A 25,270-nucleotide genomic window follows, 5' to 3' on the forward strand; every position below is an offset into this window, starting at 1 on the left:
GAGGGGCTAGCACGTGCGCCGGCGCCTGCTTTCCTCCATGCTGCTCGTCGCGGTCATCGCGGTACTGCTGTTAGGCGTGCCCCTGGGTGTGGTCGTCGTGCGCTTGATCAGCGACGAGGTCGCCCAGGAGCTCAGAACGGACGCGAGCCGGCTGCTGCTCGGAGTGGAGTACTCCCTCAGCCAGGGCCAGGGGATCAGTCCGGACCAGCTCGCGCGGAACTACCCGGACCGATACCTCCAGGTGTTCGTCCGCGGGAAACCGCCGATCGTCGTGGGCTCGCCTCCACCGGCGGGCCGTGATCTGACCGAGGAGGCGCGCTCCGAGAACGGTTACGTACGCGTCAGCCGCGACGCGGCCCAGATCCAACAGGACACCCAGGCGCGGCTGGTGCTCATCATCGCGCTCGCGGTCGTGGCCCTCGGGGCCGCGATCGGGCTGGCCACCGTCACCTCGCGTCGCCTGAGCCTGCCGCTCCAAGATCTCACCAGGATCGCGGAGCGGCTGGGCTCGGGCGACGCGAGGCCGAGCAGGCACCGCTACGGGATCCCCGAGCTGGATCTCGTGGCCGAGGTGCTGGACCGCAGCGCGCTGCGGATCTCCGACCTGCTCGCCCGGGAACGCGAGTTCGCGACCGACGCCTCCCACCAACTGCGCACGCCGCTGACCGGGTTGAGCATGCGCCTGGAGGAGATCGTCGCGGCGGCCGACCAGCCCGAGGTGGTCCGCGAGGAGGGCGAGGCCGCGGTGGTGCAGGTCGAGCGGCTGACCGCCGTGATCGACGAACTGCTGGCCGCCGCCCGCCGCCAGCGTCACGCCCAGGCGGAGCCGATCGACGTGGACGACGTGGTGGGGCAGCAGATCACCGAGTGGGAGCCGGCGTTCCGCCGGGCCCACCGGTCGCTGGTGCTCGCGGGCGACCGGGGCCTCAGCGCCCTCGGCACGACCGGCGGGCTCAGCCAGGTGCTGTCCACCCTGCTGGAGAACTCCCTCAAGCACGGCGACGGCGTGCTGACGATCAACACATCGAGTACGGGCAGGTCTGTGGTGATCGAGGTGGCCGACGAGGGCCCGGGCATCCCGGAGGCCCTCGGCCACCGGGTGTTCGAGCGGAGCGTGAGCGGGGGAGGCGGCACGGGCCTGGGGCTCACCCTCGCCCGTGCCCTGGTGGCCGCCGACGGCGGACGGCTCGAACTGGTCAAGCGCCGTCCGGCGACCTTCGCCATCTTCTTACGCCACACCCGCGACAGCGGACGTCACCGCGTGGTGAGCGGCCCCGCCTGACGGGCGGTTCAGCTGAGGGTTCAGCGGGTGGTGAGGGGGTCGGCCTGTGCCTTCACGTCGGGGTGGGGCCGCACGCTGGCCCTCTCGACGGCCCCCTCGGCGGACTCCTCGGCCAGCTCGGGGACGGCCAGGAACACCCACTTCTTGTACGACCACAGGCGGAACAGCGTGCCGAGCCCCACGCCGACGAACTGGGCGATGTTGTAGCTCACCGCGTCGTGCAGGCCCAGCGAGTAGGTCACGAAGCCGATGATGAGCAGCGGGGGCAGCAACCCGATGCCGTTCAGCAGGAAGAACAGGACGTACTCGCGTGCCAGGCCGCTCTGCTCCCGATGACGGTAGGTCCAGAAGCGGTTTCCCAAGTACGCGAACGTGGCGGCGACGATCGTGGCCACGACCTTCGAAAACAGCGGGCCCATGCCGACGCCGAACCGCAGCAGGTTGGTGCCGCCGAAGTCGATGACGAACGCGATCGCGCCCACCAGGCCGAACTTGATCAACTCGTGGATGAGCGCGGCGAACCGCTCGTAGGCACGCTGTAGAAACTGCACGTCCCGCACGGTCCTTCCTGATCGGCGGCCATGGTCGGCGGCGAGGTCTTCTCAGGCTACCGGTAGCAAGCACAAATCGGGGTCTTGCCGCAACCTTCACCCGCTTCGTCCCAGGTCACTAAAGAACATTTCAAGAAAAATCCTGCTATGTGGGATGAGCGGGCGCTCTTCGCACTACGCTCTCGCCCGACCAGGATCACTTCGTTCGGGGACGTGCGCGTTCTGGAGGGGTGGCCTTTCTCGTGTTGCGCAGACTCACGACCCTCGGTCTCGGCCTCGTCCTGCTCGCGGGGTGTGGGACCGAGGGCGTACGCGAGACCCCGGCCGATCCGGGCGCCACGTCCCCGGCGGCGGCCGAGATCACCACGGCCGACGCGCAGGCGGCCTTCGACGGCCTCGGCGACCTGTCCGGCGCCTGGAAGGACGGGGACTGCGCCACGATCGAGCAGCTCACGACCGGCGTGGAGCGCACGATCGACAGCCGCGTCTGCGCGGCCGCCCGCGACGGCCTCGCCGCGCCCGCCTTCCGGGTCTACCGGGATCCGGAGTTCCTGCTGCCCGCCCGGGAGGACGGAGAGGACGGCGAGGACGGCGCCTGGTTCGCCGTGCTGGCCCGCAAGCCCGAGCCGGCCTACTTCGTCTTGGTACGCGTGGACGGCCGATGGCGGCTCGGCGCCGGGCCGATCCCGCTCGTCGGGAAGGCGCCCGAGGTGGAGGGCGGCATGGACGGCGAGGTGACCGACGCCGCGGCCGACCCGGCCGCGGCGGTCGGGGCACGGCTCGCGCCCACCCGGCACGTCGCGTTCCTCACCGATCCCGCCGGGGTGAGCGGCGACGGAGTCAGCGGGGTGCGCTTCGCCTCCGGCGACCCCATGCGCCGCCTTCTCACGGAACTGGTCCGCGCGCCCGGCAGGGTCCGTCCCGATCACCTGTCCACCGACGTACGCATCGAGGGACCGGCCCGCGCGCTCGCGCTGCCCGGCGGCGGGTCGCTGGTGTTCCACGCGCTGCGCGTCGTCTTCAGCCAGAAGCCGGGCTCGGGCCGTCACTCCCTCGCCCACCCCCGCTACCGGGCGGCCGACGTACGCGCCTTCACGGGCGGCGCGCCCACGACCGTCACCGGCAGCGAGATCGTGGTGCTGGCCACCAGGGTGGCGAAGGACAACACGATGACGACGGTCGGCCTGCGCCGGGTCCTCGCCGAGATCACCGAGGGCTCCGGCTGACAGGTCTTCCTCCCGCAATAGGTAGGCTGACGTGTCTTGACTTCCTCCCCTGCCTAAGGGCGGGGGATCCCCGCCCTCGCGGGCTGGGCTTCCTGCTTCACCGCCGACCGCCGAAGGGAGGACCCTTGCGGACTCACGTCAGCTCCACAGGCAGACACCGCTCGACCAGCGGCCAGGATGTTCTTGGCGGCGTTGACGTCCCGGTCGTGCCGGGTACCGCAACCCGGGCACGACCAGTGCCGGGCGGAAAGGCTGAGCGCAGGAAGCAGGTGCCCGCATGCACTGCACGTCTTCGAGCTGGGATACCAGCGGTCGATCACGACCAGGCGCCGCCCGTACCGCGCGGTCTTGTACTCCAGCTGGCGGCGGAACTCCCCCCACCCGCAGTCGGAGATCACCCGCGCCAGGCGGCGGTTGCGGACCATGCCTTTGACGTTGAGGTCTTCGATCACGATCAGGTCGTGGTCGCGGACCAGCCGGGTGCTGGTGCGGTGCAGGAAGTCGGCGCGGGCGTCGGCGATCTTGGCATGCGCGCGGGCGACCTTTGTCCTGGCCTTGGCCCGGTTGTTCGACCCACACTGCTTTCTGGACATACGCCGCTGGTAGCGGGCCAGGTTCTTGGCTTTGCGTTCCAGGTGGCGCGGGTTGGGGATCTTCTCCCCGGTGGACAGGACGGCGAAGTCAGTCACGCCGAGGTCGACCCCGACCTGGCCGCCGGTGCCGGGCAGCGGCTGGGGTCCGGTTTCGGTCTCGACGGCGATGGAGGCGTACCAGCGGCCATCAGGGTCGCGGGAGACGGTCACCGTGGCCGGGTTGATCGTGGCGGGGTCGACCTTTGGCCAGGACCACGCGAACGCGATCGGGTCGTCCATCTTCGCCAGGTGCAGCCGCCCGTTGCGCCAGCGGAACGCGCTGCGGGTGTAGGTCGCCGACTGGCGGCCGTGGCGGGACTTGAACCGCGGGTATCTGGCGCGTCCGGAGAAGAAGTTCACAAACGCCGTGTGCTGGTGGCGCAGCGCCTGCTGGAAGGGGACGCTGGAGACCTCGTACAGGAAGTCATGGCCGCCGTCGCGTTTCAACTCGGTCAGATACCGGTCGGTCTGCGCGTACGAGGTCGTCACGCCCTCGGCGCGGTAGCGGGCCTGCCGCCACGCCAGCACCGTGTTCCACACCAGGCGTACGCAGCCGAACGTGCGGTTCAGCACCGCGGCTTGTTCGGCGGTGGGGTAGACCCGCACCTTATACGCCGTACGCACGTTCGGATTTTACCGTCCCTTTGTTCGCTTGGTCAGCGAAAGGAGCAAAGTCGTGAGTGCCTCGTGCGCTGGGCTGTCCCGGCTTCGCCGAGCCGCCCCTGACGGGGAACGGATTCCTCCCGGCCCTCAAGGACCGGGCTTTCTCCGGAGGTTGCGGTGAACAGCCCGAACGTTCCCCCTTCCGCACCCGTGACCGCGCCCGTGGTGGGCATGGTCGGCGCGGGCCAGCTCGCGAGGATGACGCAGCAGGCCGCGATCGCGCTCGGCATCGACCTGCGCGTGCTCGCGAACACCCGTGACGAGAGCGCCGCCAAGGTGATCGTGGACACCCGGCTGGGCGACTACCGCGACCTCGCCGACCTCCGGGAGTTCGCGAAGGGATGCGACGCCGTCACCTTCGACCACGAGCACGTGCCGACCGAGCACATCCGGGCCCTGGCCGCCGACGGCCACGCCGTACACCCCGGGGCGGACGCCCTGGTCCACGCGCAGGACAAGTCGGTCATGCGGGAGCGGCTCACCGCGATCGGCGCGCCCTGCCCGGCCTGGGCCCGCGTCGAGGACCTGGCCGACGTGGAGGCGTTCGCCGAGGAGAACGGCTGGCCCGTGGTGCTGAAGGCGGTGCGCGGCGGCTACGACGGCCGGGGCGTGTGGGTCTGCGAGACCCCCGACGAGGCGCGTGAGGTGCTCGGCACCGGTGTGGCCCTGCTGGCCGAGGCGTTCGTCCCGTTCGAGCGGGAGGTCGCCGTGCTGGTCGCCCGGTCCCCGCACGGCCAGGGCGTCAGCTATCCCGTGGTCGAGACCGTGCAGAAGGACGGCATCTGTGTCGAGGTCATCGCGCCCGCGCCCGGCTTGGGCGAGGAGGAGGCGGCGGACGCCCAGCGTGTCGCGCTCACGATCGCCCGCGACCTCGGCGTGACCGGGCTCCTCGCGGTCGAGATGTTCGTCACGAAGTCCGGGCTCGTGGTCAACGAGCTGGCCATGCGCCCTCACAACAGCGGCCACTGGACGATCGAGGGCGCCCGCACCTCGCAGTTCGAGCAGCACCTGCGGGCCGTGCTCAACCTGCCGCTCGGGTCGCCGTCCATGACCGCGCCGGTCGTCGTCATGGCCAACCTGCTCGGCGGGCCCGACCCCGACGTGTACTCCCGGTATGAGCACGTGATGGCCAACGACCCGGGCATCAAGATTCACTTCTACGGCAAGGACGTCCGGCCCGGCCGCAAGATCGGGCACGTCACCGCCCTCGGGACCGACCTGGACGAGGTGCGGGCCCGCGCTCACCACGCCGTCACCTGCCTGAGAGGACCTGTGGATGCCTGACGTCGGGATCGTCATGGGGAGCGACTCGGACTGGCCGGTGATGCGGCAGGCCGCCGAGGCGGTCGCCGAGTTCGGCGTGTCCTTCGAGGCCGACGTGGTGTCGGCGCACCGCATGCCCGCGGAGATGATCGAGTACGGCTCCCGCGCCGCCGGGCGCGGGCTGAAGGTGATCATCGCGGGTGCGGGCGGCGCCGCCCACCTGCCGGGCATGCTGGCCTCGGTCACCCCGCTGCCCGTGATCGGCGTCCCGGTGCCGCTCAAGTATCTGGACGGCATGGACTCGCTGCTGTCGATCGTCCAGATGCCGGCCGGTGTGCCCGTGGCGACAGTCGCCGTCGGCGGGGCCCGCAACGCGGGGCTGCTCGCCGTACGGATCCTCGCGGCGTCGGACGAGGGGCTGCGGCGGCGGATGGAGGAGTTCCAGGCCGCCCTGCGGGACCAGGCGCACGCCAAGGGCGAGCGCCTGCGTGCCGAGGCCGCGCGACTGGGCGAGTAGCGCTCGTCTCCGCGGCAGGGGTGGTGCCGGGACCGTCGACGAGCGGACGAAGAACCGTCCCACCGATCTCGTGGTCGGTGGGACGTCCTCGCGAGTGGGCTCAGCAGTTCGGGATGTCCCGGCCCGCGTTGTCCTTGGCCTCGTCGTTGCCCCATTTCGCGAGGTAGTACGCGGAGACGTAGGCGCCCCGGCCGTTCTTGCCGGGGTTCGTCCGGTCCAGGTCGGTTCGCAGCCACCAGTGGTTGAACTGGTTCCCGTTCCGGACTTCGGCACCCCAGACCCGGCAGTACACATAGTTGGTGCCCTTGTTGAGGGTGCCCTGCGGGTCGTCGGTGTTCGGCTCCCGGTATCCGATGGCGTTGGCGAACGTGTCGACCCAGTATTTCCCGCCTGATCCGGGATCGCCGCCGCCCCCGAGCACCCGCGGCCGGTAGGCGTGGAACTCGCTGCCTGGCTTCAGTCCGTAGGTGAGGACGCGGTGGTCGGTTCCGTAACCGCCGCGCTGCTCGTAGGCCCAGTAGGACGTGCGCGCGGGGTTCGCCCAGCTTTCGAAGATCACCACGTGCCGAGTGTTGTTGTCGCCGGTGGCGTCGATGACGAGGTCGCCGGGGAGCAGGTCGGACATCGCTATCGGACTGCTCACCGCCGACGAGGCGAGGGCCACGGTGTTCAGGCCGGGCGGGTTGAGCCCGAGCGCCATCGAGGCGTAGCCGGAGCAGTCGGTGTGGTAGCCGTTGTGGTACTTGCCCTGGTCGTACGGCACTCGCTGCGGAGTTCCCGGATTCCAGGTCTTCGCCCGGTCGATGACCCGCTGCCTGGCGTCGTCCGCCGTGTGAGTCCGGGGCAGGCCGGGAAGGCCGGATCGGGCCGGGGCCACGGCAGCCGCGGTGGGGCCGAATCCCACGCAGAGGGCCGCGGCGGCGATGCCGACCACGGCCATCCCGCGGAAGCGCCGCGGTCCGTTCGATGTGTTCACCCCCGTGTGACCTGGAGGCGGCGGCCGGCCGCCTCCAGATGCCGAGAGTAGTAACGTGAACGCGCTCCGTCGGGTAACCGCCTCTGCCGACGTCTGTGAGTCGCGGGCGCGGTCGCCGGAGCCGGATCAGGGGCGGCCGAGGGCGCGGTAGTCCCAGCCGGCGTCGCGCCAGGTGTCCGCGTCGAGCGCGTTGCGGCCGTCGACGATCCTGCGAGCGGCGACGGCCGCGCCCAGCTCCTCGGGGTCGAGGGCGACGAACTCCTGCCACTCGGTGAGCAGCAGCACGACCTCGGCGCCCTGGGCGGCCTCCAGGGCCGACCCGGCGTACCCGAGGTGGGGGTGGGCCGCCCGCGCGTTGGACAGGGCGACCGGGTCGTAGACCGTGACCTGCCCGCCCTGCTCGGCGATCTTCACGGCCACGTCGAGCGCCGGCGAGTCGCGGATGTCGTCGGAGTTGGGTTTGAACGCCGCGCCCAGCACCGCCACCCTGCGGCCGTCGAACGCCCCGCCCAGGATCTCGCGGCTGAGGTCGACCGTCCGGGTGCGGCGGCGCATGTTGATCTCGTCGACCTCGCGGAGGAAGGCGAGCGCCTGGGAGGCGCCGAGCTCGTCGGCCCTGGCCGTGAACGCCCTGATGTCCTTCGGCAGGCAGCCGCCGCCGAAGCCGAGGCCGGGGTTGAGATACCTGCCGCCGATCCGCTCGTCGTACGACAGCGCCTGCGACAGCTGGGTGACGTCGCCGCCGGCGGCCTCGCAGACCTCGGCCATGGCGTTGATGAACGAGATCTTCGTGGCCAGGAACGCGTTCGCGGCCGACTTCACCAGCTCGGCCGTGGGGAAGTCGGTCACCACGATGGGGACCTCGCCCAGGGGCGCGTAGACGTCCCGCAGCACCTTCTCGGCCCGCTCGGAGGCGACCCCGAGCACGATCCGGTCGGGGCGGAGCGTGTCCTGCACGGCGAAGCCCTCACGCAGGAACTCGGGGTTCCAGGCCAGCTCGACCTGCATCCCGGCGGGCGAGAGCCGTACGAGCTTGTCCGCGAGGCGCTCGGCGGTGCCGACCGGGACCGTGGACTTGCCCACGACCAGGCACTCGCGGTCGAGGTGGGGAGCCAGCGACTCGACGACCGCGTCGAGGTAGGAGACGTCGGCGGCGTACTCGCCCTTCTTCTGGGGCGTGCCCACGCAGATGAAGTGGACGTCGCCGAACTTCGCCACCTCCTCGTAGGAGGTGGTGAAGCGCAGCCTGCCCGAGTCGAGGTTGCGGCGGAGGAGCTCCTCCAGGCCGGGCTCGTGAATCGGCAGTTCGCCGCGCTGCAACCGTTCGATCTTGCTCTGGTCCACGTCCAGACCGAGCACTTCGAAGCCCAGTTCGGCCATGCACGCCGCGTGCGTAGCACCCAGGTATCCGGTCCCCAGCACAGTGAGGCGGTACGGCACGGCATGCTCCCCTCTTACCGACTCTTTGTGATCTGGCATGGTACCGGCCCAGTCAACTGCCCTGTGAGCCACCTGGGCAAACCGGCGCCTTGGCCCCCACGGTACGGCTCCGGACATGCTCGGTCGACGTCAGGCCACCACTTCCTCGCCCCAGTCAGGGTGTTCTGTCAAGGAGGGGACCGTACTGACTGGTAACTTTCTAGTCGGACGTCCTAGTATCGGCGCTATGAGCTTCCCTCTCTACGCCCCCGCTGAGGAGCACGAGATGCTCCGCGAGACGGTCCGGGCCCTCGCCGACGAGAAGATCGCCCCGCGTGCCGCGGCGGCGGACGAGAACGAGGAGTTCCCCTGGGAGGTCTACAAGGACCTCGTCGCGGCCGACCTGCACGCCGTCCACATCCCCGAGGCGTACGGCGGTGCGGGTGCCGACGCGCTCGCGACCGTGATCGTGATCGAGGAGGTCGCCCGCGCGTGCGCCTCGTCCTCGCTGATTCCCGCCGTCAACAAGCTGGGCACCGTGCCGCTGCTGCTGTCGGCGTCCGAGGAGCTCAAGCAGCGCTACCTGACGCCGGTCGCGCGCGGGGAGGCCATGTTCTCCTACGCCCTGAGCGAGCCGGAGGCGGGCTCCGACGCCGCCTCGATGAAGACCAGGGCCGAGCGCGACGGCGACCACTACGTGCTCAACGGCACCAAGATGTGGATCACCAACGCGGGCGTGTCGGAGTACTACACGGTCATGGCCGTGACCGATCCGTCGGCCGGCGCCCGCGGCATCTCGGCGTTCGTGGTGGAGAAGGACGACGAGGGCGTCTCTTTCGGGCCCAAGGAGAAGAAGCTCGGCATCAAGGGCTCGCCCACCCGCCAGGTCATCCTGGAGAACGTCCGCATCCCGGCCTCGCGGATGATCGGTGAGCCGGGCACCGGGTTCAAGACCGCCCTCGCCACGCTCGACCACACCCGCATCACGATCGCCGCCCAGGCGCTCGGCATCGCCCAGGGCGCGCTCGACTACGCGCTCGGGTACGTCAAGGAGCGCAAGCAGTTCGGCAAGCCGATCGCCGACTTCCAGGGCCTGCAGTTCATGCTCGCCGACATGGCGATGAAGCTGGAGGCCGCCCGCCAGCTCACCTACGCGGCCGCGGCCAAGTCGGAGCTGGCGATGCACGGCACCCCGGTCAAGGACCTCACGTTCTTCTCCAGCGCCGCCAAGTGCGCCGCCTCCGACGCCGCCATGGAGATCACCACGGACGCCGTCCAGCTGCTGGGCGGGTACGGCTACACACGCGATTTCCCGGTCGAGCGCATGATGCGCGACGCCAAGATCACCCAGATCTACGAGGGCACCAACCAGATCCAGCGCATGGTCATGGCCCGCCAGCTCCTCAAGTAGTCCTTGAGCAGCGAAAACCCCGCCTGCCGTATACGGGAGGCGGGGTTCGCTGTGTCCTGACAGGGCTCCTGCACGATCACTGTTCCGTCCCTGTTCCGTGAGAGACGGTGCGGCGCCCACCGTCGCGGGCAACACCATCGCGGTCAGAGGGCATGCCATCACTGTTTCGTCGAAGTCGACGTCCTCCAGTGCGAGGCCGAAGAGCTCCCTTGCCGGAGCCCACAGGACGCCGCAGTCACCGGGACCGGACCGAATTCGTGGGCTGCGTGCAACTTTCAGGCTGTCCTCCTGAACCGCGGCCGGGTCGTCACGGGGCGGCGAAGGGCTTGACCTGGAGACGCACCAAGTCAGGGGGGCCACGTTTCTTCGGTTCCGCCTGGCCGCCCGCCTCCGCGCGACTTCAGCGCCTTGACTCGGGTGAAGCGTCCGGTCAGGCTCCTCGACTGTTGACCGATGGATCGATTGACGGGAGCGTCGATGATGGGTGCTCAACGGCGGCGGAAGCTGCGATCGGCCACGACGCTCGGCGTAGCGGTGTCCTTCGTGGCGGGGACATTGACCGCCCAGGCGGCCCTGGACCCGGCTGCGGCGGCAGCGGGTCCTACGTTGTCGGTGGACCTGTCCGCCGCCCGGCACGCGATCAGTCCGGACATCTACGGCATGAACGGCGCCGACCCGGCGTTCGCCGCCGAGATCGGCCTGCCTGTGGCGCGCTGGGGCGGCAACGCGAGCACGCGTTACAACTTCAAGAACCACACCTACAACACGGGAAGCGACTGGTACTTCGAGAACATCGTCGCCGGGCCCGACAACACGGTCGAGGCGTTCGTCAAGACCAACCGGGACCGCGGCAGCAAACAGGTCGTCACCGTGCCGATGAGCGGGTGGGTGGCCAAGGACTCGCCCGCCCAGCACCCGTTCGCCTGCGGATTCCCTGCCAGCCGGTTCCCCGCTCAAGACGGATTCGACCAGTGGGACGCCGGCTGCGGCAACGGCAGGCTCAACAACGCGAACCTCACCGGGGCGGTGCCTGAGGACACCTCGATCCCGGTGGACGCCTCGTTCGACGGCGAGATGGTGTCGCATCTCGTGAGCCAGTTCGGTACGGCGGCGCGCGGCGGCGTGTCGATCTACGAGCTCGACAACGAGCCGGTGTTGTGGAACTCCACGCATCGCGACGTGCACCCCGAGGCGGTCTCGTACGACGAGCTGGGCAGCAAGAGCACCGCGACCGCCGCGGCAATAAAGGCCGCGGACCCGAGCGCGGCGGTGCTCGGCCCGTCCGGCTGGGGATACTGCGAGTGGGTCGCGTCCGGGGTGGACGGATGTGCGCCGGGCGCCGACGCGGCCGCGCACGGCGGGCTCAATCTGTCGCAGTGGTTCCTGAAGAACATGAAGGACTACAGCGACGCGCACGGCGGCAAGCGCATGCTCAACTACTTCGACCAGCACTACTACCCGCAGATCAACGGCGGGAAGGACCCGGAGTCCAACGCGTGGCGGCTGCGGTCCACGCGTTCGCTGTGGGACCCGACGTACGTCGAGGAGTCCTGGATCGGCCCCACGGGCGTGAACGCGCCGCCGCTGCAGTTCATCCGCAAGATGAAGGAGTGGGTCGCGCAGTACTACCCCGGCACGAAGACCGCGATCACCGAGTACAACTGGGGCGCGCTGGACGACATCAACGGCGCCCTGGCGCAGGCCGACGTTCTCGGTATCTTCGGGCGTGAGGGTCTCGACCTCGCGACCATCTGGGGCGAACCCCAGCCGACGCAGCCCGGCGCCTACGCGTTCCGGATGTATCGCAACTATGACGGCGCGGGGAGCCGGTTCGGCGACGTGAGCGTGTCGGCGGCCAGCAGCGATCAAGGGCAGCTGGCGGTGTACGGGGCGCAGCGCTCGCGCGACAAGGCGCTGACCCTGATGGTCATCAACAAGACCGGCGGTGAGCTGACCTCACCGTTGTCGATCGCCGGACTGCACGGCAACGCCAAGGCGCAGCGATTCACCTACAGCCCGGCCGATCTCAACTCGATCGTGCGCGGTGACGATCTCATGGTGCACCAGGGCCGGGTCACTGCGACGTACCCGGCGAATTCGATCACGCTGCTGGTCTTGCCAGGGCATCGGCGTTGATGGACGCTGATCGCTCGTTGTCACCAACCGGCCTTCTGCTTACGAACAGCGACGAGTCACCGAGGGCCGCGAACGCTGACGACAACGTCGGCCACCACGAGCACGCGTAGGCGTCCGTACAGCAGCACTGACCTCGGGACGGGCGGGGTTCGCCGTATCCGGACGAGCCGTGTGAACGATCTGCGGCCACGTGCCCGCCCGTCCCTGCTCTCTACGTCATCCAACCTGTGGTCGTACGCGCCGCGAGGCGTCAGACGTTCAGGCCGGGACGTTGGCGCATGCGCCCGTCCGTGCCGAGTTCGAGGACCGTGTCGATCCCGATCCGTTCGAGGAACGTGAAGTCGTGGCTGACGACGAGGAGGGCTCCGCGGTAGGCGTCGAGCGCTTCTGCGAGTTGCTCGACGCTGGCGATGTCGAGGTTGTTGGTGGGTTCGTCGAGGATCAACAGCTGGGCGGGCGGCTCGGCCAGAAGGAGCCTCGCGAGCGAGACCCGGAAGCGTTCGCCGCCCGACAGGGTGCTGACCGGACGGTCGGCGCTGTCCCCGCGAAGCAGCAGACGGGCGAGCTGGTTGCGGATCGTTCCGGCCGGTGTGCCGGGAGCGACCGACTGCACGTTCGCCATGGCGCTCGCGTCCTCGTCGAGTCCGTCGAGGCGCTGGGGCAGGTAGCCGATGAGATCGGTCAGGAGTCTCCCGTGTGCTCGGCCGGGAGCCGGCGTTCCGCCGTGGACGAGCTGTTCGACCAATGTCGACTTCCCGGACCCGTTCGGTCCGACGAGGGCGACTCGCTCCGGTCCCTGGATGACCACGGTGCGGTCTTCGTCGTGGAGCTCGGCCAGGCGGCGGCCACGCGGTACATCGGGGTCGGGAAGCGTGAGGTTGATGTGCTCGTCTTCGCGGACGCGTGCGTCGGCGGCGTTCACGGCGGCCTGGGCGGCCTGGACCTTGTCGTCGAGGGTGGAGCGCAGCGATCCGGCGGATGCCTGCGCCTTGCTGGCCCGGTTGCCCGCCAGGATCTTCGGGATGCCTCCGTCCTTCTGCGTCTTCCTGGCGGTGCGCTCCCTGCGGGCGAGCTTGGTCTCGGCCTCGACCCGCTGGCGTTTCTCGACCTTGAGCGCCTGCTGGGCCGAACGAGCGGCCTGAACCGCCGCGGCCTGCTCTTGTTCCAGGTGCTCCTTCCATGCGCTGTAGGGGCCACCGAAGGTGTCGAGGTTTCCGGCGTAGAGCTCGGCGGTGTTCTCCATGTGCTCCAGTAGTTCGAGGTCGTGGCTGACGACGACGAGGGTCCCGGGCCATTCGTCCACGAACTCGGCGAGCTTGGCCCGGGTGGGCCGGTCAAGGTTGTTGGTCGGCTCGTCGAGCAGCGTGATCGGAGTGCGGCGTATGCGCAGGCCGGTGATGGCGATGAGCATCGCTTCTCCGCCGGAGACTTCGGCGATCCGACGGTCCAGATCCGCGGCGGTGAAGCCGATCTGGTGCAGCGCCTCGTCGGCTCGCGCCTCGATGTCCCAGTCGTCGCCGATGGTGTCGAAGTGCCGCTCGTCGACGTCGCCGGACTCGATCGCTCTCATCGCCGCGAGGATGCCGTCGATGCCGAGGAGCCTGGCGACGGTCGTCTCCTGGTGGAGGGTGAGCGTCTGCGGCAGGTAGCCGACCTCGCCGATCGTGTCGATGTGGCCGGCTGTCGGGGTCAGGATTCCGGCGATCAGTCGCAGCAGGGTCGACTTCCCGGCGCCGTTGCGGCCGATCAAGCCGGTGCGGCCGGTCGTGAACGTGCCGTTGACGCCGGAGAGCGCGACGCTGCCGTCGGGCCATTCGAACGTCAGGTCGCGGAGCGTGATGGCGGACTTAGTGGACATTGGTGGTGGTTCTCTTCTCTCTGCCCGTCACCGCGGGACGGGTGTGATGGGGATCGGCACGCTTGTCTTCCACCGCGCGCGACGACGGGTACGGGTGGCCGAGTGCCCATGCGGCAACGGAGGCGATCCCGGCGACGGAAGCCCCCGACATGCGACAACGGGCGGATCCGCTGCCGGAACGAAGAGAAGCCGGAGGGGCGACGAGATCGACATCAGGTGCGTTCGCAAGCACGGACTCGTAACCGAGGTCGGTGCGGTGCGAACGTGCCGGTGAGGTTCACGCAGGAAGGTCAACGCCATGAAGTGGCGGACCAACGGCCCTGCGGGGAGGGAATGGTCGTCACCGATGAGGGAGCGATGCTCCCCACAGGTGAAAGCCACCGGCAGTTCGGTGGCTAGATTCTGTCGACCTCAATCTCCATGGCCCGGATCGTATCAGTTGTGAGGGTCCTCTCGTTTCTGTCTCGACGGGGGGAGGCTGAGGTCGCCCTGACCTTCGCCGAATGGTTCGAATCACAAGAATCCGGGGCAAATGTGATCCCAATGTCATAAAGATCCGCCATCGTGGAGGAGTGCGAACGTGGCTCGGCGATCAGGTGAGGAAACGGCTGGGCACGTTCGGCCTGATCGTGCCCTCGATCGCGCAGTGTGCCGTGGGCGCGGCGCTGGCCTGGATCGTCGCCGTTCATCTGCTCGGCCACGCCCATCCCCTCTTCGCGCCCATCTCTGTGATGATCTGTGTGGGTCTGGGGTTCGGGCAGCGGCTGCGCAGGGTGGCCGAGCTGGTGGTCGGCGTCAGTCTGGGCGTGGGCATCGGCGACGTGCTGGTGTCCTGGATCGGCTCGGGTCCCTGGCAGTTGGCGCTCGTGATCGCGCTGGCGATGACCATCGCGGCGCTGCTGAACAGCGGTGAGCTGTTCGTGTCGCAGGTCGGGTCGTCCGCGGTCCTGGTCACCATGCTGGTCCCGGGCGAGGACGCCGGCGGACTGGACCGGATGGCCGACGCGCTCACCGGCGGCATCATCGGCCTCGCCGCGGTCGCACTGCTGCCCGCCAGCCCGCTCACCATCGCGGGCAGACATCTGGCCGGCGTGCTGGACGCCTTCTCCACCGTGCTGGAACAGGCGGCGGAGGCGATCGAAAAGGGCGATATGGACCTGGCCGCCGAGGCCCTGGAGTGCGGACGCAGAACCCAGACCGCGGTCGAGGATTTCGCGGCGGCGCTGGAGAACAGCAAGGAGATCATCAGGATCTCGCCGCTGCGCTGGCATCACCGGGCCAGACTGGCCAGGTACACGACCGCCGCCGTGCCGGTGGACCTGGCGCTGCGCAACGCACGGGTGCTGGTCCGCCGGACGCTCGCGGCGATGGGGGAGGCGAGCCCGCCACCGGTCGCCCTGGCCGAGTTGCTGCGCGAGGTCTCGGAGGCGGCGCTGCTGCTCCAGCTCGAACTGGGGGCTGGACGCGAACCGATGCTGGCCAGACAGGCGTTGCTCGCGGTCGCCGCACGGGAGCGGCCCAAGAACCTGGGCTTCTCGGCGAACGTCATCATCGCGCAACTGCGCTCCATCGCCGTCGACCTGCTCGAGGCGACCGGGATGGATCACGACACCGCCTCGGCCGCGCTGACCCCGCTGGACGAGCTGAGCGACGAGAGCATGCGCGGCTGAGGCCGAACGCCCTGCTCACCGTCGTACTCAAGGCCCTGCGCCGAGCGACCGGATCCAGCGGATGGTCATGGCGCAACTCCGCCTCTGTGCTCGCGAGGCGGGGGTGTCGCCGCCTTGGCACCTCGTGATGACCGGGTCAGGGGACGGCGGTGGTCAGTTCGGGCAGGCGTCGCGGCAGCCGCCGAAGCGCCCGGTGTCCGGCGGGGTGAAGGCGGTCTCCGGTGTCCCTCGTACCGCCTCGGTCATCGCCTTCTTCCAGATCAGGCCGGGAACCGACGTGCCGTCCACGCGGGAATAGCGGCGGCCGCCTATGGTGACGTCGATCAATGGGTACCGGTTCGCGCCGCGAGAGTCGCCGAGGCTGACGGCCGAGGCCAGGCCGGGGGTGTAACCGGCGTACCAGGCGGTGCGGAAGCCGTCGCCCTCGCCGGGCATGCCCGCCGCCTCGCGGCCGACGCCTTTGAGCGCGCTCTTGGCCAGAACGTCTGTCAGCACTCCGGTGACCGCGTCGGCGACCGCCGGGTCCAGGACCTGCACGCAGTGCGCCGGGTAGGGGTGCGCGGCGCCTGAGACTTCGCGGATCTCCGTGATCAGCCTCGGCTCGCAAAAACGGCCACGGGCGGCGAAGGTCGCGTAAGAGTTGGCCACCGAGACGGGGTCGGCCTCGGTGATGCCCAGCGCGAACGTCTCAAACTCCTGCAGCGGTGACCCGTCGGCGCGCCTGAGCCCGAGCCGCAGGGCCGTCTTGACGGTCTCGCACAGGCCGACCTTCTCCTCCAAGCGCATGTAGAAGGTGTTCACCGCGTCCTGGGTGCCCGATCGCAGGGTGACGAAGCGGGTCCCGCCCTTCTCCCGGTTGTGGATGCTGTGGGCAGGATCGCCGACGGCCCGGTCCGCGCAGTTCTTGAACGTCGAGTAGCTCCGGGGACGGTACTCGTCCGAGACGACGAAGCCGTCGTCGTAGCGGAGGCCGGCGGCGAGCGCGGCGGCCAGGGCGTAGGGCATCGCCGTCGTGCCCTGGTGGAAGCCCGGCCCGTCGGCAGGCTCACGGTTGGCGGCCATGGCCTTGATGGCGCCTTCGCCGGGGACGATCATGACCTGGGTGGCGAGCTGCGGGTCGTCGCGGTGGACGTGAGCGTCGACGGCCCGCTGCGCCGCCCGCTGGAGCCGCTGGTCGATCGTCGTCTGGATCGTCAGGCCGCCACGGGTGAGCAGTTGCGGATCCTCCGCGAGAAGTTGCTCTCTGACCCGACGGCAGAGGTAGGGATATCCGCTACCCGCGCAGTCGCCGGAGAACTCCTCGATGACGGCGCCCTCGGCGTCCAGCAGCACGCTTTTCCGGGTCACGGGAGAAGCGGAGGCCGCGGCGGTGGAAATCGAGGCCACAGGCTCCTCATCGACACCGCCGCCCGCCGAGTTCCGCAACAGCAGGAGAACCGCGATCACCGCACCCAGCGTGGCGACGCCCAGGAAAACCAGAAATGCCTTCATCGTCGCCCTTCAGCCGCCCAAGGCCGCGTTTCCACCACTCGTTTCCACCACGCCCCGATTGTCTCGCCGGGCCGGAACATCCGTCCATGATGCAGTCCCTGCTCCACACCGGCCAAATCCGCGCAGGCACCTTGGATGCCATTCCTCGACGGGATGAGTTCGCTGATGACGGCGGCAGGCGGCGCGTCATTGCCGAGAGACATGCCGTTATTCAGTTTTCAGCCCCTCCGACGAACGGTTCAATGGCCATCGGAAGCGTTCGCCGTCTCGCGGACACCGCCCTGTCGCACATCGGATGAACCATGACCTTGCTCGTGCACCTCACCCCGGCCAAAAACGTCCGGTCGATCCGGCGGGCGGGAATTCGCGCCACAAGCCCTGGGCGGAACAATGTGACAGGCGTCTACTGCCTGCCGGTGCTGCCCTCCTACCAGATCACGTATCAGTGGGGCCGGGAGTTACGGCGCAATGGTCAGCGCACTCTCGTGGCCGTCCACTTCCGCATCCCCGATGACGAACCGGTATGGGTGGGCCACTACAACGCTCCGCCGGTCCAACTCGGCAGCGCCGCGGCCGCCGCACTGATCGCCGAGCAACAGGACGCCCGCGGATACGAACTACTGCTCCCGCGCCCGATCCAGGCCGCTGAGATCCACCGCATCAGGGGCGTGAATCGGGTGACCGGGTGGCGCTACATGCCCAACGCCCACGGCAGGCCGCCCTGTGGATGCCCGGTCTGCAACCCCCGGGGAGCGTACGGCGCGGCCAAGATCCGCAAGGCGTACCTGGATGAATGAGCCCAGGTCGTTCCGATGCCAGGCTCACCACATGCGCGAGTAGCGGGAATGGTCAGGCGGGCGGGGCGTCCGTCCTCGATACATAGCGGCGTGTAGCCGTCGTATATCCGGCGTCCCGTGCCGGTTCCTAGCGTGGTGGGCGACCCGCCCGCCCGACCGGGGATGAGGACGCCCGTGGCCTATCTCTTCGCTTTCTGCCGGCTGCTCACGGGGATCGTCTTCCTCATGTCCGCCGTGAGCAAGCTGCGCGGGCGGGCGGCGTACGAGGAGTTCACGGTGGCCACGCGCGCCCTCGTGCGCCTGCCGGCCCGGCCCGTCGCGGTGCTCGTCGTCGTCGCCGAGGCCGCCGTCGCGCCGCTGCTGGCGTGGCGGCCGACCGTGCTGGCCGGTTTCTGCGTCGCGCTCGGGCTGCTCGTGGCCTTCACCGTGGCCATCGGCGTCGCCCTGCGGCGCGGCAGGCGGGTCCCCTGCCGCTGCTTCGGCGCCTCCGCCGTCCCGGTGGGCCCCGGTCATATGGCACGCAACGCCGTGCTCATCGTGGCAGCGGCGGCCGGAGCGATCCAGGCCGGGACCGGGGCGATTCAGGCCGGGACCGGATTCGCCCTCGCGGGCCTCGGCCCGGCCGGGCTCGCCGCGGTCGCCCTGGCGGCCGGAGCCGCGGCGGTCCTGCTGTCCGCGATCGGCGAGATCGCCGGTCTCTTCACCAGTTCACCCTGACGGAGGTAGTCCCTCATGCCGTTCCTGACAGCGCTCGTCCTGGGCGTCGGCGTCCTGTGCCTGATCGACCTGGTGCTGACGGTCGGGGTGATCCGGCGGTTGCGGGCGCACGAGGAGATGCTGACGGCGAGGCCGTCCGCGTTCCCGTCGATCGTGCTCCCACCCGGGGCGGTGATCGGCGGCTTCTCCGCGGAGAGCACCGACGGCGTCCGGGTCTCCGACGAGACGCTGACCGAGCCGGTCCTCATCGGCGTCTTCTCGCCCGACTGCCCGGCCTGCCACGACCGCCTGCCGCAGTTCGCCGAGCGCGCGCGATCCTTCCCCGGAGGACGCCGCAACGTGCTGGCCGTGCTCGTCGGTACGGAGGAGGAGGTGGCGGACCAGCGGCGGACGCTGGAGCCGGTCGCCCTCGTGCTGATCGAGAAGCACGGCACCGGCCTGACGAAGGCGCTGCAGGTGAACGGCTTCCCGTCCCTCGCCCTGGTCGACGAGAACGGGAGGGTCGTCGCCAGCGGGAGCACCCTGGAGGACCTCGACAAGATTCCCGCGCACGCGTGACGGCGCGGGTGCGGGGCGCCGCCGGAGCGCGGGCCGTGGCCACCGCTCTCGGCCTGGCCTGGCGGGCGAGCAGGGCGCTGACCATCGCCTTCGCCGTCCTCAGCACGCTCATGGCCGTCCTGCCGGTGACGATCGCCTGGTGCACCAAGCTGGTCCTCGACGAGATCGCCGACGGCCGGGCCGGGGCCGGCGTGACGGCGGCTCTGGGCGCCGCGCTCGCCGGGTGCGGGGTGCTGACGGCGCTCGGGCCGCAGATCGTCCAGTACGTCAGGGACGAGAGCGGGCGCAGGATCGGCCTCGTCGCCCAGGACAGCCTCTTCAGGGCCACCGAGCGGTTCGTCGGCCTCGCCCGGTTCGAGGACCCCGCGTTCCTCGACCGGATCAGAATGGCCCAGCAGTACGGCGGGGCGACCCCGGGCATGGTGGTCTCCGCGGCCCTGGGCACCGCCAGGACGGCGATGACCGGTGCCGGATTCCTCGTCTCTCTCGTGACGATAAGCCCCTGGATGGCCGTCCTCGTGGTCGGCGCCGCGGCTCCGTCTCTGGCCGCGGAGCTCTGGCTGTCGCGGCGGCGAGCCGCGATGCTGTGGGGCATCGGGCCGGTCGAGCGCCGCGAGTTCTTCTTCGGCCAGCTTCTCGTCAACGTCCAGGCGGCCAAGGAGCTGAGGCTCTTCGGCATCGGGGCGCACCTGCGCGGGCTCATGAATGCCCAGCGGCGGGCCGCGAACGCCGAGCGGAGCCGCACCGACCGGCGCGAGCTGGGCGTCCAGGCCGTCACCGGCACGACGGCCGCGCTGGCGGCCGGGGGCGGCCTGCTGTGGGTTCTCGTCTCCGCGGCGAACGGCACGGGCGGGGTCGGTGACGTGGCGCTGTTCGTGGCCGCCGTCGCCGGAGTCCAGGCGGCGGCCGGCGGTCTCGTCCTCGAACTCGTCACCGTGCACCAGCAGGTGCTGCTTTTCGGTCACTACCTCGCCGTCCTGGACGCCGAACCGGACCTGCCGGTCCCGGCCCGGCCCCGGCGGGCGGGCCCGCTGCGCCGGGGAATCGAGCTGAAGGACGTGTGGTTCCGCTACTCGCCCGGCCACCCCTGGACCCTGCGCGGCGTCAGCCTGACCATCCCGTACGGCACTGCGGTGGCGCTCGCCGGCAGGAACGGTGCGGGCAAGAGCACGCTGGTCAAGCTCCTGTGCCGGATGTACGACCCGGAACGCGGCTCGGTCCGGTGGGACGGGATCGATCTCAGGGAGTTGGACCCGGCGGAGCTGCGCGCGCGGATCGGGGCGGTGTTCCAGGACTACATGGAGTACGACCTGACCGCGGCCGACAACATCGGCCTGGGCGATCTCGCCGCGATGGACGACCGGGGGAGGATCGAGGCGGCGGCCCGGCGGGCGGGCGTGCACGGCGTCGTGAGCGGCCTGCCCCGGGGGTACGACACCATGTTGTCCCGTGTCTTCGCCGATCCCGCGCAGGACGGCGGCGACGTGGGCGTCCACCTGTCGGGCGGGCAGTGGCAGCGACTCGCCCTCGCCCGCGCCTACCTGCGGGGCGAGCGGGACCTGCTGATCCTGGACGAGCCCAGCTCGGGCCTCGACGCCGAGGCGGAGCACGAGATCCACCAGGGCCTGCGGGAGCACCGCCGCGGTCGCACGAGCCTGCTGATCAGCCACCGGCTCGGCGCCGTGCGCGACGCGGACCACATCGTGGTCCTCGACGGCGGACAGGTCGCCGAGCAGGGCACGCACGCCGGGCTGCTCGCGCGCGGCGGAATCTACGCTCATCTGTTCGCCCTTCAGGCCGAGGGATATCGGCAGCGGGAGGACCGGGACGCCGGGGCCCCGCGCGACCGGCTCTCGGGGGCACGATGACACCCGTCCTGCTCGTCCTGCTCGCATCGGCGCTCGGGGGCGGCGCCGTGACGGCGGCCCGGCGGACCCTGCGCGTCGTCGAGGTGCACGGGGAGAGCATGAAGCCCGGTCTGCGGCCCGGTGACCGGGTCCTCGTGCGCAGGCTGCGGCCCGGCCGGTCCGGTCGGTTTGGCCGGCGCGTCCGGCGCGGGGACATCGTCGTCATCTCCCGGGTGGGCCCGGGGGAGGGACTCACGCTCGACGGCGGCACGAACCTGGTGATCAAGCGGGCCGCGGCCGTGGCGGGGGATCCGATCCCTCCGGGATTCGAGGCGCTGGGAGAGGCCCGAGTGCCACCGGGGCGGTTGCTCGTCCTCGGGGACAATCCGTCGCGCAGCACCGACTCCCGGCAGTGGGGACTGCTCCCGGAAAGCAGGATCACGGGTGTCGTGCTCCGGCGGTTGAACGCGTGAACCAGGTGAAGCCGATACAGGAAGTCGTGTATCGCAGTGGTACGTCCGCGAACGAAGCCACTCCTAATGTCGGTCACCGAAAAGGAGCCCTTCAAAAGGAGGAACTGAATGACACGGACGATTCAGCGGCTGGCGGACCGGATGGTCGCCCGGCTGGTTCCGGCCACCCGCGCGGAGGCGATCAACTGCTGGTACGAGGGCTCAACCTGCGTCCAGCGTTACTGCTGCACCGGGTCGGAGATCCCCGGCGGCCGCTACTGCACGTCGTGGCAGTACCTCTGCTAGACGAGCACGGCGGAGCGCCCCATTGAACAAACAGCGCCCCTTGGACAAAGGGGCGCTCCGCTCTCGCGGCGCCACCCTAAATGAGGGCTGCCGAATCACCGCTCTCGCGTTTTCCGGCGGCTCGGGCGATCTCCATGGCGTACAGGCGGGTGAGGTCGTTCATCCGATAGCGGTCGGGGGCCGTCGACGTCGTCAGGCGGAGATCGGCCAGCCTGCCGAGCGCCGCCCACGCCGTGCGCCGGTCGCATCCGAGGAGCGCCGCCGCGGTCGCCGACCCGCACTCGGCCATGCCTCGCTCGCCGAGGCGGTGGAACAGGGCGAGCGCGCTGCCGTCCGCCGTTCCCGTGCGTCGCCGCAGAGCCTGGTAGTCGAGGTCCAGGGCGCTCCGCACGGAAAGGTCACCGCAGGTCAGCAGGTCGAGCCGGTGCTCCTCGTCGGCCAGCATGTCGGCGAACGCCGCCAGCGTCCACTCCCGCCTGACCGCCAGTCGCTTGCCCGCGATCCCCAGCGCGAGCGGCAGGTTGTCGCAGAGCCGGGCCACTCTTCTCACCTGCTCGGGGTCGACCCGCTCCCGGCCGCAGAGCCGGACCAGCAGCTCGTACGCCGCGTCGTCCCTCAGGGGGGCGAGGGGCAGGTGATCGACATCGTCGAGCGCCGCGAGCACCGTCCTGCTGGTGATGACGAACCGGCAGCCGGGAGCGGCGCCGAGCAGCGGGCGCACTTGCCTCTCGTCGGTCACGTTGTCGAGGAGGACGAGCACGCGCCTTCCGGCCGTGGCGGTCCCGAGCTGGAGCACCGCGTCGTCGAGGTCCGGAGCGATCTGGTCGTCCGCCAGCCCCAGCAGGCCCAGCAGCCGGGTCAGCGTCTCGTACGCACCGGGCCGGGGAAGGGCCCGCAGGTCGACGTGGAACACCCCGCCGGGGAAGCCGGGCGCCGCCGTCCGGACGGCATGCAGGGCCAGGGCCGACTTGCCCACCCCCGCCTGGCCGTGCACGGCGACGGGCCGCGGAGGTGAGGCGGTGATCGCCGCGACGATCTCCCGCAGCTCCGGATCCCGGCCCACGAGACATCCGGGACCCGCGACCGGTGTCCGATTCGGCCCCGCTTCCGGCGCAGGCCCCGCTTCCGGCGCAGGCGCCACGCGGGACGGGCCGAGGGCGGGAAGGATGGGTTCCGCCCGGAGCGCGGGATCCCGGTTGAGTATGCCCCGGTGCAGCTCGGCCAGCTCCGGCCCGGGCTCGACGCCCAGCTCCTCCGCCAGGAACGTTCGCGCCTGCCCATAGGCGGACAGGGCGGCCGCGGAGTCGCCGGTGCGATACAACGCGAGCATGAGGCTGCCCCACAGCCGCTCCCTGGTGGGATGGGCGGCCACCGTCTCACGGAGCTCCGGCACCGCGTCGGCGTGCTCGCCCAGCATGAGGCGGGCCTCGGCCTGCGCCTCCAGGGACAGGCAGCGCTGCTCGGCGAGCGCGTCCAGGCGCGGGCCGAGCGCCGCCGATCTGGGCACGTCCTCGGCCGGTGCGCCCCGCCACCGCGTGAGGGCCGCCGACAGGTGCCGCAGCGCCGCCTCCGGCCGCCCGGCGGACAGCGCCTTCCTGCCCTGCCGCAGGGCGTCGGCGAACTCGATCACGTCGAGCTCGCCGGCGTGCACGGTGAGGACGTAACCGGGCGGCCGAGCCGTCAGCCGGTCGCCTTCGCCGAGCGTGCTTCGCAGGCGGTTGACGTAGGTGCGGACGTTGGCGACGGCGGAGCGGGGCGGCTCCTCGTCCCACACGGCCGTGACCAGCCGGTCGATCGACACGACCCGGTTGGGCTCGAGCAGCAGCGCGGTCAGCAGGGCGCGCTGCTTGGGCGAGCCGAGCGGGACCGGCCTGCCGTCCCTTCTGACCTCGACCGGGCCCAGCAACCCGAACCTGAGGTTCAATCTGCCCTCCGGAAGCCCGAGAGGGCGGGCGTACGCTTCCAACCGCGTGATCGGTGCACGAGGGGACCTCCGTAGGCGTCGGGACGCCACGAAGATCCCTGCTCCTCGCGCGCCCTCACAAGTCCGGCGAGCGTCCGGAACAGTTCCGGATCGCGTCTACCGGGGCAAGTGCGTGATTAGGGGGGAACCAGGCGGGAACCGACTACCGCATGACGGGTACGGGCGACGGGGGCCTGTCCGACCGAGTTATCCAGGTGGCGACCCGCCTGTTCGCCGGGCTGGGCTACGACGGCACGGACATGCGGCAGATCGCCGACGCCGCGGGCACGGACGTGGCCTTCGTCAGGCGGCAGTTCGGCGACAAGCGGGAGATCTATCTCGAGGTCATGGACCGCATGAACAGCGCCCACAACGCCGTTCTCGAAAAGGGGATCAAGGACATCCTCAGCGCATCGCCGGAACAGAAGATCGTCGCCATGCACCGGCTCCTCGACCGATACGTCGACTTCTGCTGCCGCCAACCGGAGTATCCGGCGCTCTACACCCACAGGTGGCTCTCCGACGCCACAGACATCCCCGAGCTCGAGCCGATGTACGCCGCGCCGGCGGCGCAGTTCGTGATCGACACCATCGCTCCCCTGGTGACGGCCCCGGACGTGGACGTGGACTACACCATCAACTCGGTGATCTGGTGTGTCCACAGCTTCGTGCAGAGCGGCGTGTACGACCGGTCGGGCCAGCGCTACGACCACGACCATCCCGGGGCGCTGTGGCGCTTCCGCAGCTATCTGCATCAGATGGTCCACCGCACGCTCCGCCTGCCGGGGGAGCCCCCGCCGTTGGAGCGTCCCTCCCGCAGGTGAGACGGCCCGTCGCCGACGCTCACCGGCCGGGCCGGGGCGCAGGGCCCTGCATCCGTGCGGTCAGGACGTCCGTCCCGGGACCGGACAGGCCGGCCAGACCGGCCGGACGCCCCGTCGCGATCAGGAGCAGGTCGCCGGCCGCGCCGCTGATCTCCTGCCCGCTGCCGGAGGTCCAGTCCACGTCGGTGGCGACCAGGTGAAGGTCCGCGAGACGCGCGGGCGCGTCGTAGAAGCGGTTGCCGGCGACGTAGGTCAGGGCGGCGACCGCGGGGCCCGCCGGGAGCGGCCGGTCACGGTGGAGCGGGCGGGCGATGTCCTGCCCGTGCACCAGCAGGTCCACCAGCGGATCCAGCGGTCCGCTGCCGGGCATGCGGCGCGGCGACGTCGCGCTGCCGCGCAGCTGCGCGATGAGATCGGCCGGAGTGGATCTCCGCGCGCGTGTCCGGGCACGCCTGTCGGTCATGCGGTGGAAGTCGCCGCGGGCGCGGGCCATACCGGCCACCATGTCCAGCACCGTGGTGCGGGTGGTGGTCGTCAGGTGGGCCACCACGTCCTTCACCGTCCAGCCCGCGCACAGCGAGGGGGTTGCCCACTCGGCGTCGTCCAGCTCTTCCAGCAGGTCGCACAGGCTCATCCGCTCGTTCGCGATCGCGTCGCGCACGGCATCGGCGTCCATTCGCCGCTCCTTCCGTCCCGTCCCGACTGATGTAT

At 70.3% G+C, this 25,270-nt stretch carries 22 protein-coding genes; 14 read left to right on the plus strand and 8 right to left on the minus strand.

Annotated elements, in window-relative coordinates:
• Positions 1 to 13 precede the first annotated feature (13 nt).
• Positions 14 to 1,282 (plus strand): sensor histidine kinase, encoded by a 1,269-nt coding sequence (locus Msi02_RS20380; RefSeq protein ID WP_193202442.1) that lies wholly within the window; start codon positions 14 to 16, stop codon positions 1,280 to 1,282.
• Between the two features lie 20 nt (positions 1,283 to 1,302).
• Here the strand turns inward: Msi02_RS20380 and Msi02_RS20385 are convergent, their stop codons facing one another.
• Positions 1,303 to 1,833, minus strand: coding sequence for a GtrA family protein (locus Msi02_RS20385; protein WP_204049804.1), 531 nt, complete (start codon positions 1,831 to 1,833; stop codon positions 1,303 to 1,305).
• A 242-nt stretch (positions 1,834 to 2,075) separates the two neighbouring features.
• On the opposite strand from Msi02_RS20385, the gene Msi02_RS20390 reads away from it, so the two are divergent.
• Complete coding sequence (locus Msi02_RS20390) at positions 2,076 to 3,059, plus strand: hypothetical protein (protein WP_204049805.1); 984 nt, start codon at positions 2,076 to 2,078, stop codon at positions 3,057 to 3,059.
• Positions 3,060 to 3,112: 53 nt separating this feature from the next.
• Here Msi02_RS20390 and Msi02_RS20395 read toward each other — a convergent pair whose 3' ends face one another.
• Positions 3,113 to 4,315, minus strand: a complete 1,203-nt coding sequence (locus tag Msi02_RS20395; RefSeq protein ID WP_204049806.1) for an RNA-guided endonuclease InsQ/TnpB family protein — start codon at positions 4,313 to 4,315, stop codon at positions 3,113 to 3,115.
• Positions 4,316 to 4,471: 156 nt separating this feature from the next.
• Between Msi02_RS20395 and Msi02_RS20400 the strand changes: the two genes are divergently transcribed.
• Both Msi02_RS20400 and purE read left to right on the plus strand, forming a co-directional pair.
• Complete coding sequence (locus Msi02_RS20400) at positions 4,472 to 5,638, plus strand: 5-(carboxyamino)imidazole ribonucleotide synthase (RefSeq protein ID WP_275414157.1); 1,167 nt, start codon at positions 4,472 to 4,474, stop codon at positions 5,636 to 5,638.
• Positions 5,631 to 6,134 (plus strand): 5-(carboxyamino)imidazole ribonucleotide mutase, encoded by a 504-nt coding sequence (purE, locus tag Msi02_RS20405; RefSeq protein ID WP_079316359.1) that lies wholly within the window; start codon positions 5,631 to 5,633, stop codon positions 6,132 to 6,134. Before Msi02_RS20400 ends, purE begins: the two co-directional genes overlap by 8 nt.
• 100 nt (positions 6,135 to 6,234) lie before the next feature.
• Here purE and Msi02_RS20410 read toward each other — a convergent pair whose 3' ends face one another.
• Together Msi02_RS20410 and Msi02_RS20415 are read right to left on the minus strand one after the other, a co-directional pair.
• Positions 6,235 to 7,110, minus strand: coding sequence for an NlpC/P60 family protein (locus Msi02_RS20410; protein WP_204049807.1), 876 nt, complete (start codon positions 7,108 to 7,110; stop codon positions 6,235 to 6,237).
• Positions 7,111 to 7,236: 126 nt separating this feature from the next.
• Positions 7,237 to 8,550, minus strand: a complete 1,314-nt coding sequence (locus Msi02_RS20415) for a UDP-glucose dehydrogenase family protein (protein WP_204049808.1) — start codon at positions 8,548 to 8,550, stop codon at positions 7,237 to 7,239.
• 226 nt (positions 8,551 to 8,776) lie between these two features.
• Between Msi02_RS20415 and Msi02_RS20420 the strand changes: the two genes are divergently transcribed.
• Together Msi02_RS20420 and Msi02_RS20425 are read left to right on the plus strand one after the other, a co-directional pair.
• Positions 8,777 to 9,940, plus strand: coding sequence for an acyl-CoA dehydrogenase family protein (locus Msi02_RS20420; protein WP_204049809.1), 1,164 nt, complete (start codon positions 8,777 to 8,779; stop codon positions 9,938 to 9,940).
• A 543-nt stretch (positions 9,941 to 10,483) separates the two neighbouring features.
• Positions 10,484 to 12,076 (plus strand): glycoside hydrolase family 44 protein, encoded by a 1,593-nt coding sequence (locus Msi02_RS20425; protein WP_204049810.1) that lies wholly within the window; start codon positions 10,484 to 10,486, stop codon positions 12,074 to 12,076.
• A gap of 250 nt (positions 12,077 to 12,326) precedes the next feature.
• On the opposite strand, the gene Msi02_RS20430 is transcribed toward Msi02_RS20425, so the two are convergent.
• Positions 12,327 to 13,934 (minus strand): ABC-F family ATP-binding cassette domain-containing protein, encoded by a 1,608-nt coding sequence (locus tag Msi02_RS20430; RefSeq protein WP_204049811.1) that lies wholly within the window; start codon positions 13,932 to 13,934, stop codon positions 12,327 to 12,329.
• Between the two features lie 572 nt (positions 13,935 to 14,506).
• Between Msi02_RS20430 and Msi02_RS20435 the strand changes: the two genes are divergently transcribed.
• Positions 14,507 to 15,604 carry an FUSC family protein gene (locus tag Msi02_RS20435; protein ID WP_204049812.1) on the plus strand — a complete coding sequence of 366 codons (1,098 nt, stop codon included), beginning with the start codon at positions 14,507 to 14,509 and terminating at the stop codon, positions 15,602 to 15,604.
• Between the two features lie 153 nt (positions 15,605 to 15,757).
• On the opposite strand, the gene Msi02_RS20440 is transcribed toward Msi02_RS20435, so the two are convergent.
• Positions 15,758 to 16,951 carry a penicillin-binding protein gene (locus Msi02_RS20440; RefSeq protein WP_204049813.1) on the minus strand — a complete coding sequence of 398 codons (1,194 nt, stop codon included), beginning with the start codon at positions 16,949 to 16,951 and terminating at the stop codon, positions 15,758 to 15,760.
• Positions 16,952 to 17,487: 536 nt separating this feature from the next.
• Here Msi02_RS20440 and Msi02_RS20445 point away from each other — a divergent pair.
• The 6 genes from Msi02_RS20445 (at position 17,488) to Msi02_RS20470 (ending at position 21,772) form a co-directional block, all read left to right on the plus strand.
• Positions 17,488 to 17,892 (plus strand): hypothetical protein, encoded by a 405-nt coding sequence (locus Msi02_RS20445; RefSeq protein ID WP_204049814.1) that lies wholly within the window; start codon positions 17,488 to 17,490, stop codon positions 17,890 to 17,892.
• 174 nt (positions 17,893 to 18,066) lie between these two features.
• The gene (locus tag Msi02_RS20450) at positions 18,067 to 18,609 is read left to right on the plus strand and encodes a MauE/DoxX family redox-associated membrane protein (protein ID WP_204049815.1); all 543 of its coding nucleotides are present in this window, start codon (positions 18,067 to 18,069) and stop codon (positions 18,607 to 18,609) included.
• Positions 18,610 to 18,624: 15 nt separating this feature from the next.
• A complete protein-coding gene (locus tag Msi02_RS20455; RefSeq protein ID WP_204049816.1) occupies positions 18,625 to 19,167 on the plus strand; it encodes a redoxin domain-containing protein in 543 nt (180 codons plus the stop codon).
• On the plus strand, positions 19,164 to 21,035 hold the full coding sequence (locus Msi02_RS20460; RefSeq protein ID WP_239108562.1) for an ABC transporter ATP-binding protein: 1,872 nt from the start codon (positions 19,164 to 19,166) through the stop codon (positions 21,033 to 21,035). The genes Msi02_RS20455 and Msi02_RS20460 overlap by 4 nt, the downstream gene beginning before the upstream one ends.
• A complete protein-coding gene (locus tag Msi02_RS20465) occupies positions 21,032 to 21,487 on the plus strand; it encodes a S26 family signal peptidase (protein WP_204049817.1) in 456 nt (151 codons plus the stop codon). The genes Msi02_RS20460 and Msi02_RS20465 overlap by 4 nt, the downstream gene beginning before the upstream one ends.
• A gap of 108 nt (positions 21,488 to 21,595) precedes the next feature.
• Complete coding sequence (locus Msi02_RS20470) at positions 21,596 to 21,772, plus strand: hypothetical protein (RefSeq protein ID WP_204049818.1); 177 nt, start codon at positions 21,596 to 21,598, stop codon at positions 21,770 to 21,772.
• Between the two features lie 76 nt (positions 21,773 to 21,848).
• On the opposite strand, the gene Msi02_RS20475 is transcribed toward Msi02_RS20470, so the two are convergent.
• Positions 21,849 to 23,696, minus strand: coding sequence for an AfsR/SARP family transcriptional regulator (locus Msi02_RS20475; protein ID WP_204049819.1), 1,848 nt, complete (start codon positions 23,694 to 23,696; stop codon positions 21,849 to 21,851).
• Between the two features lie 209 nt (positions 23,697 to 23,905).
• On the opposite strand from Msi02_RS20475, the gene Msi02_RS20480 reads away from it, so the two are divergent.
• Entirely contained in the window at positions 23,906 to 24,559 is a 654-nt protein-coding gene (locus Msi02_RS20480; RefSeq protein ID WP_204049820.1) for a TetR/AcrR family transcriptional regulator, read from the plus strand.
• A gap of 19 nt (positions 24,560 to 24,578) precedes the next feature.
• On the opposite strand, the gene Msi02_RS20485 is transcribed toward Msi02_RS20480, so the two are convergent.
• A complete protein-coding gene (locus Msi02_RS20485) occupies positions 24,579 to 25,235 on the minus strand; it encodes a maleylpyruvate isomerase family mycothiol-dependent enzyme (RefSeq protein WP_204049821.1) in 657 nt (218 codons plus the stop codon).
• Positions 25,236 to 25,270 lie beyond the last annotated feature (35 nt).

The sequence above is a fragment of the Microbispora siamensis genome (assembly GCF_016863095.1).
GTDB lineage: Bacteria > Actinomycetota > Actinomycetes > Streptosporangiales > Streptosporangiaceae > Microbispora > Microbispora siamensis.

What these genes read in the sequence shown, in the direction of transcription:
- purE (WP_079316359.1), top strand. Translation starts at nt 5,631, where the DNA reads ATGCCTGACGTCGGGATCGTCATGGGGAGCGACTCGGACTGGCCGGTG.
- Msi02_RS20420 (WP_204049809.1), top strand. Translation starts at nt 8,777, where the DNA reads ATGAGCTTCCCTCTCTACGCCCCCGCTGAGGAGCACGAGATGCTCCGC.
- Msi02_RS20430 (WP_204049811.1), bottom strand. Translation starts at nt 13,934, where the DNA reads ATGTCCACTAAGTCCGCCATCACGCTCCGCGACCTGACGTTCGAATGG.
- Msi02_RS20455 (WP_204049816.1), top strand. Translation starts at nt 18,625, where the DNA reads ATGCCGTTCCTGACAGCGCTCGTCCTGGGCGTCGGCGTCCTGTGCCTG.
- Msi02_RS20465 (WP_204049817.1), top strand. Translation starts at nt 21,032, where the DNA reads ATGACACCCGTCCTGCTCGTCCTGCTCGCATCGGCGCTCGGGGGCGGC.
- Msi02_RS20470 (WP_204049818.1), top strand. Translation starts at nt 21,596, where the DNA reads ATGACACGGACGATTCAGCGGCTGGCGGACCGGATGGTCGCCCGGCTG.
- Msi02_RS20480 (WP_204049820.1), top strand. Translation starts at nt 23,906, where the DNA reads ATGACGGGTACGGGCGACGGGGGCCTGTCCGACCGAGTTATCCAGGTG.
- Msi02_RS20485 (WP_204049821.1), bottom strand. Translation starts at nt 25,235, where the DNA reads ATGGACGCCGATGCCGTGCGCGACGCGATCGCGAACGAGCGGATGAGC.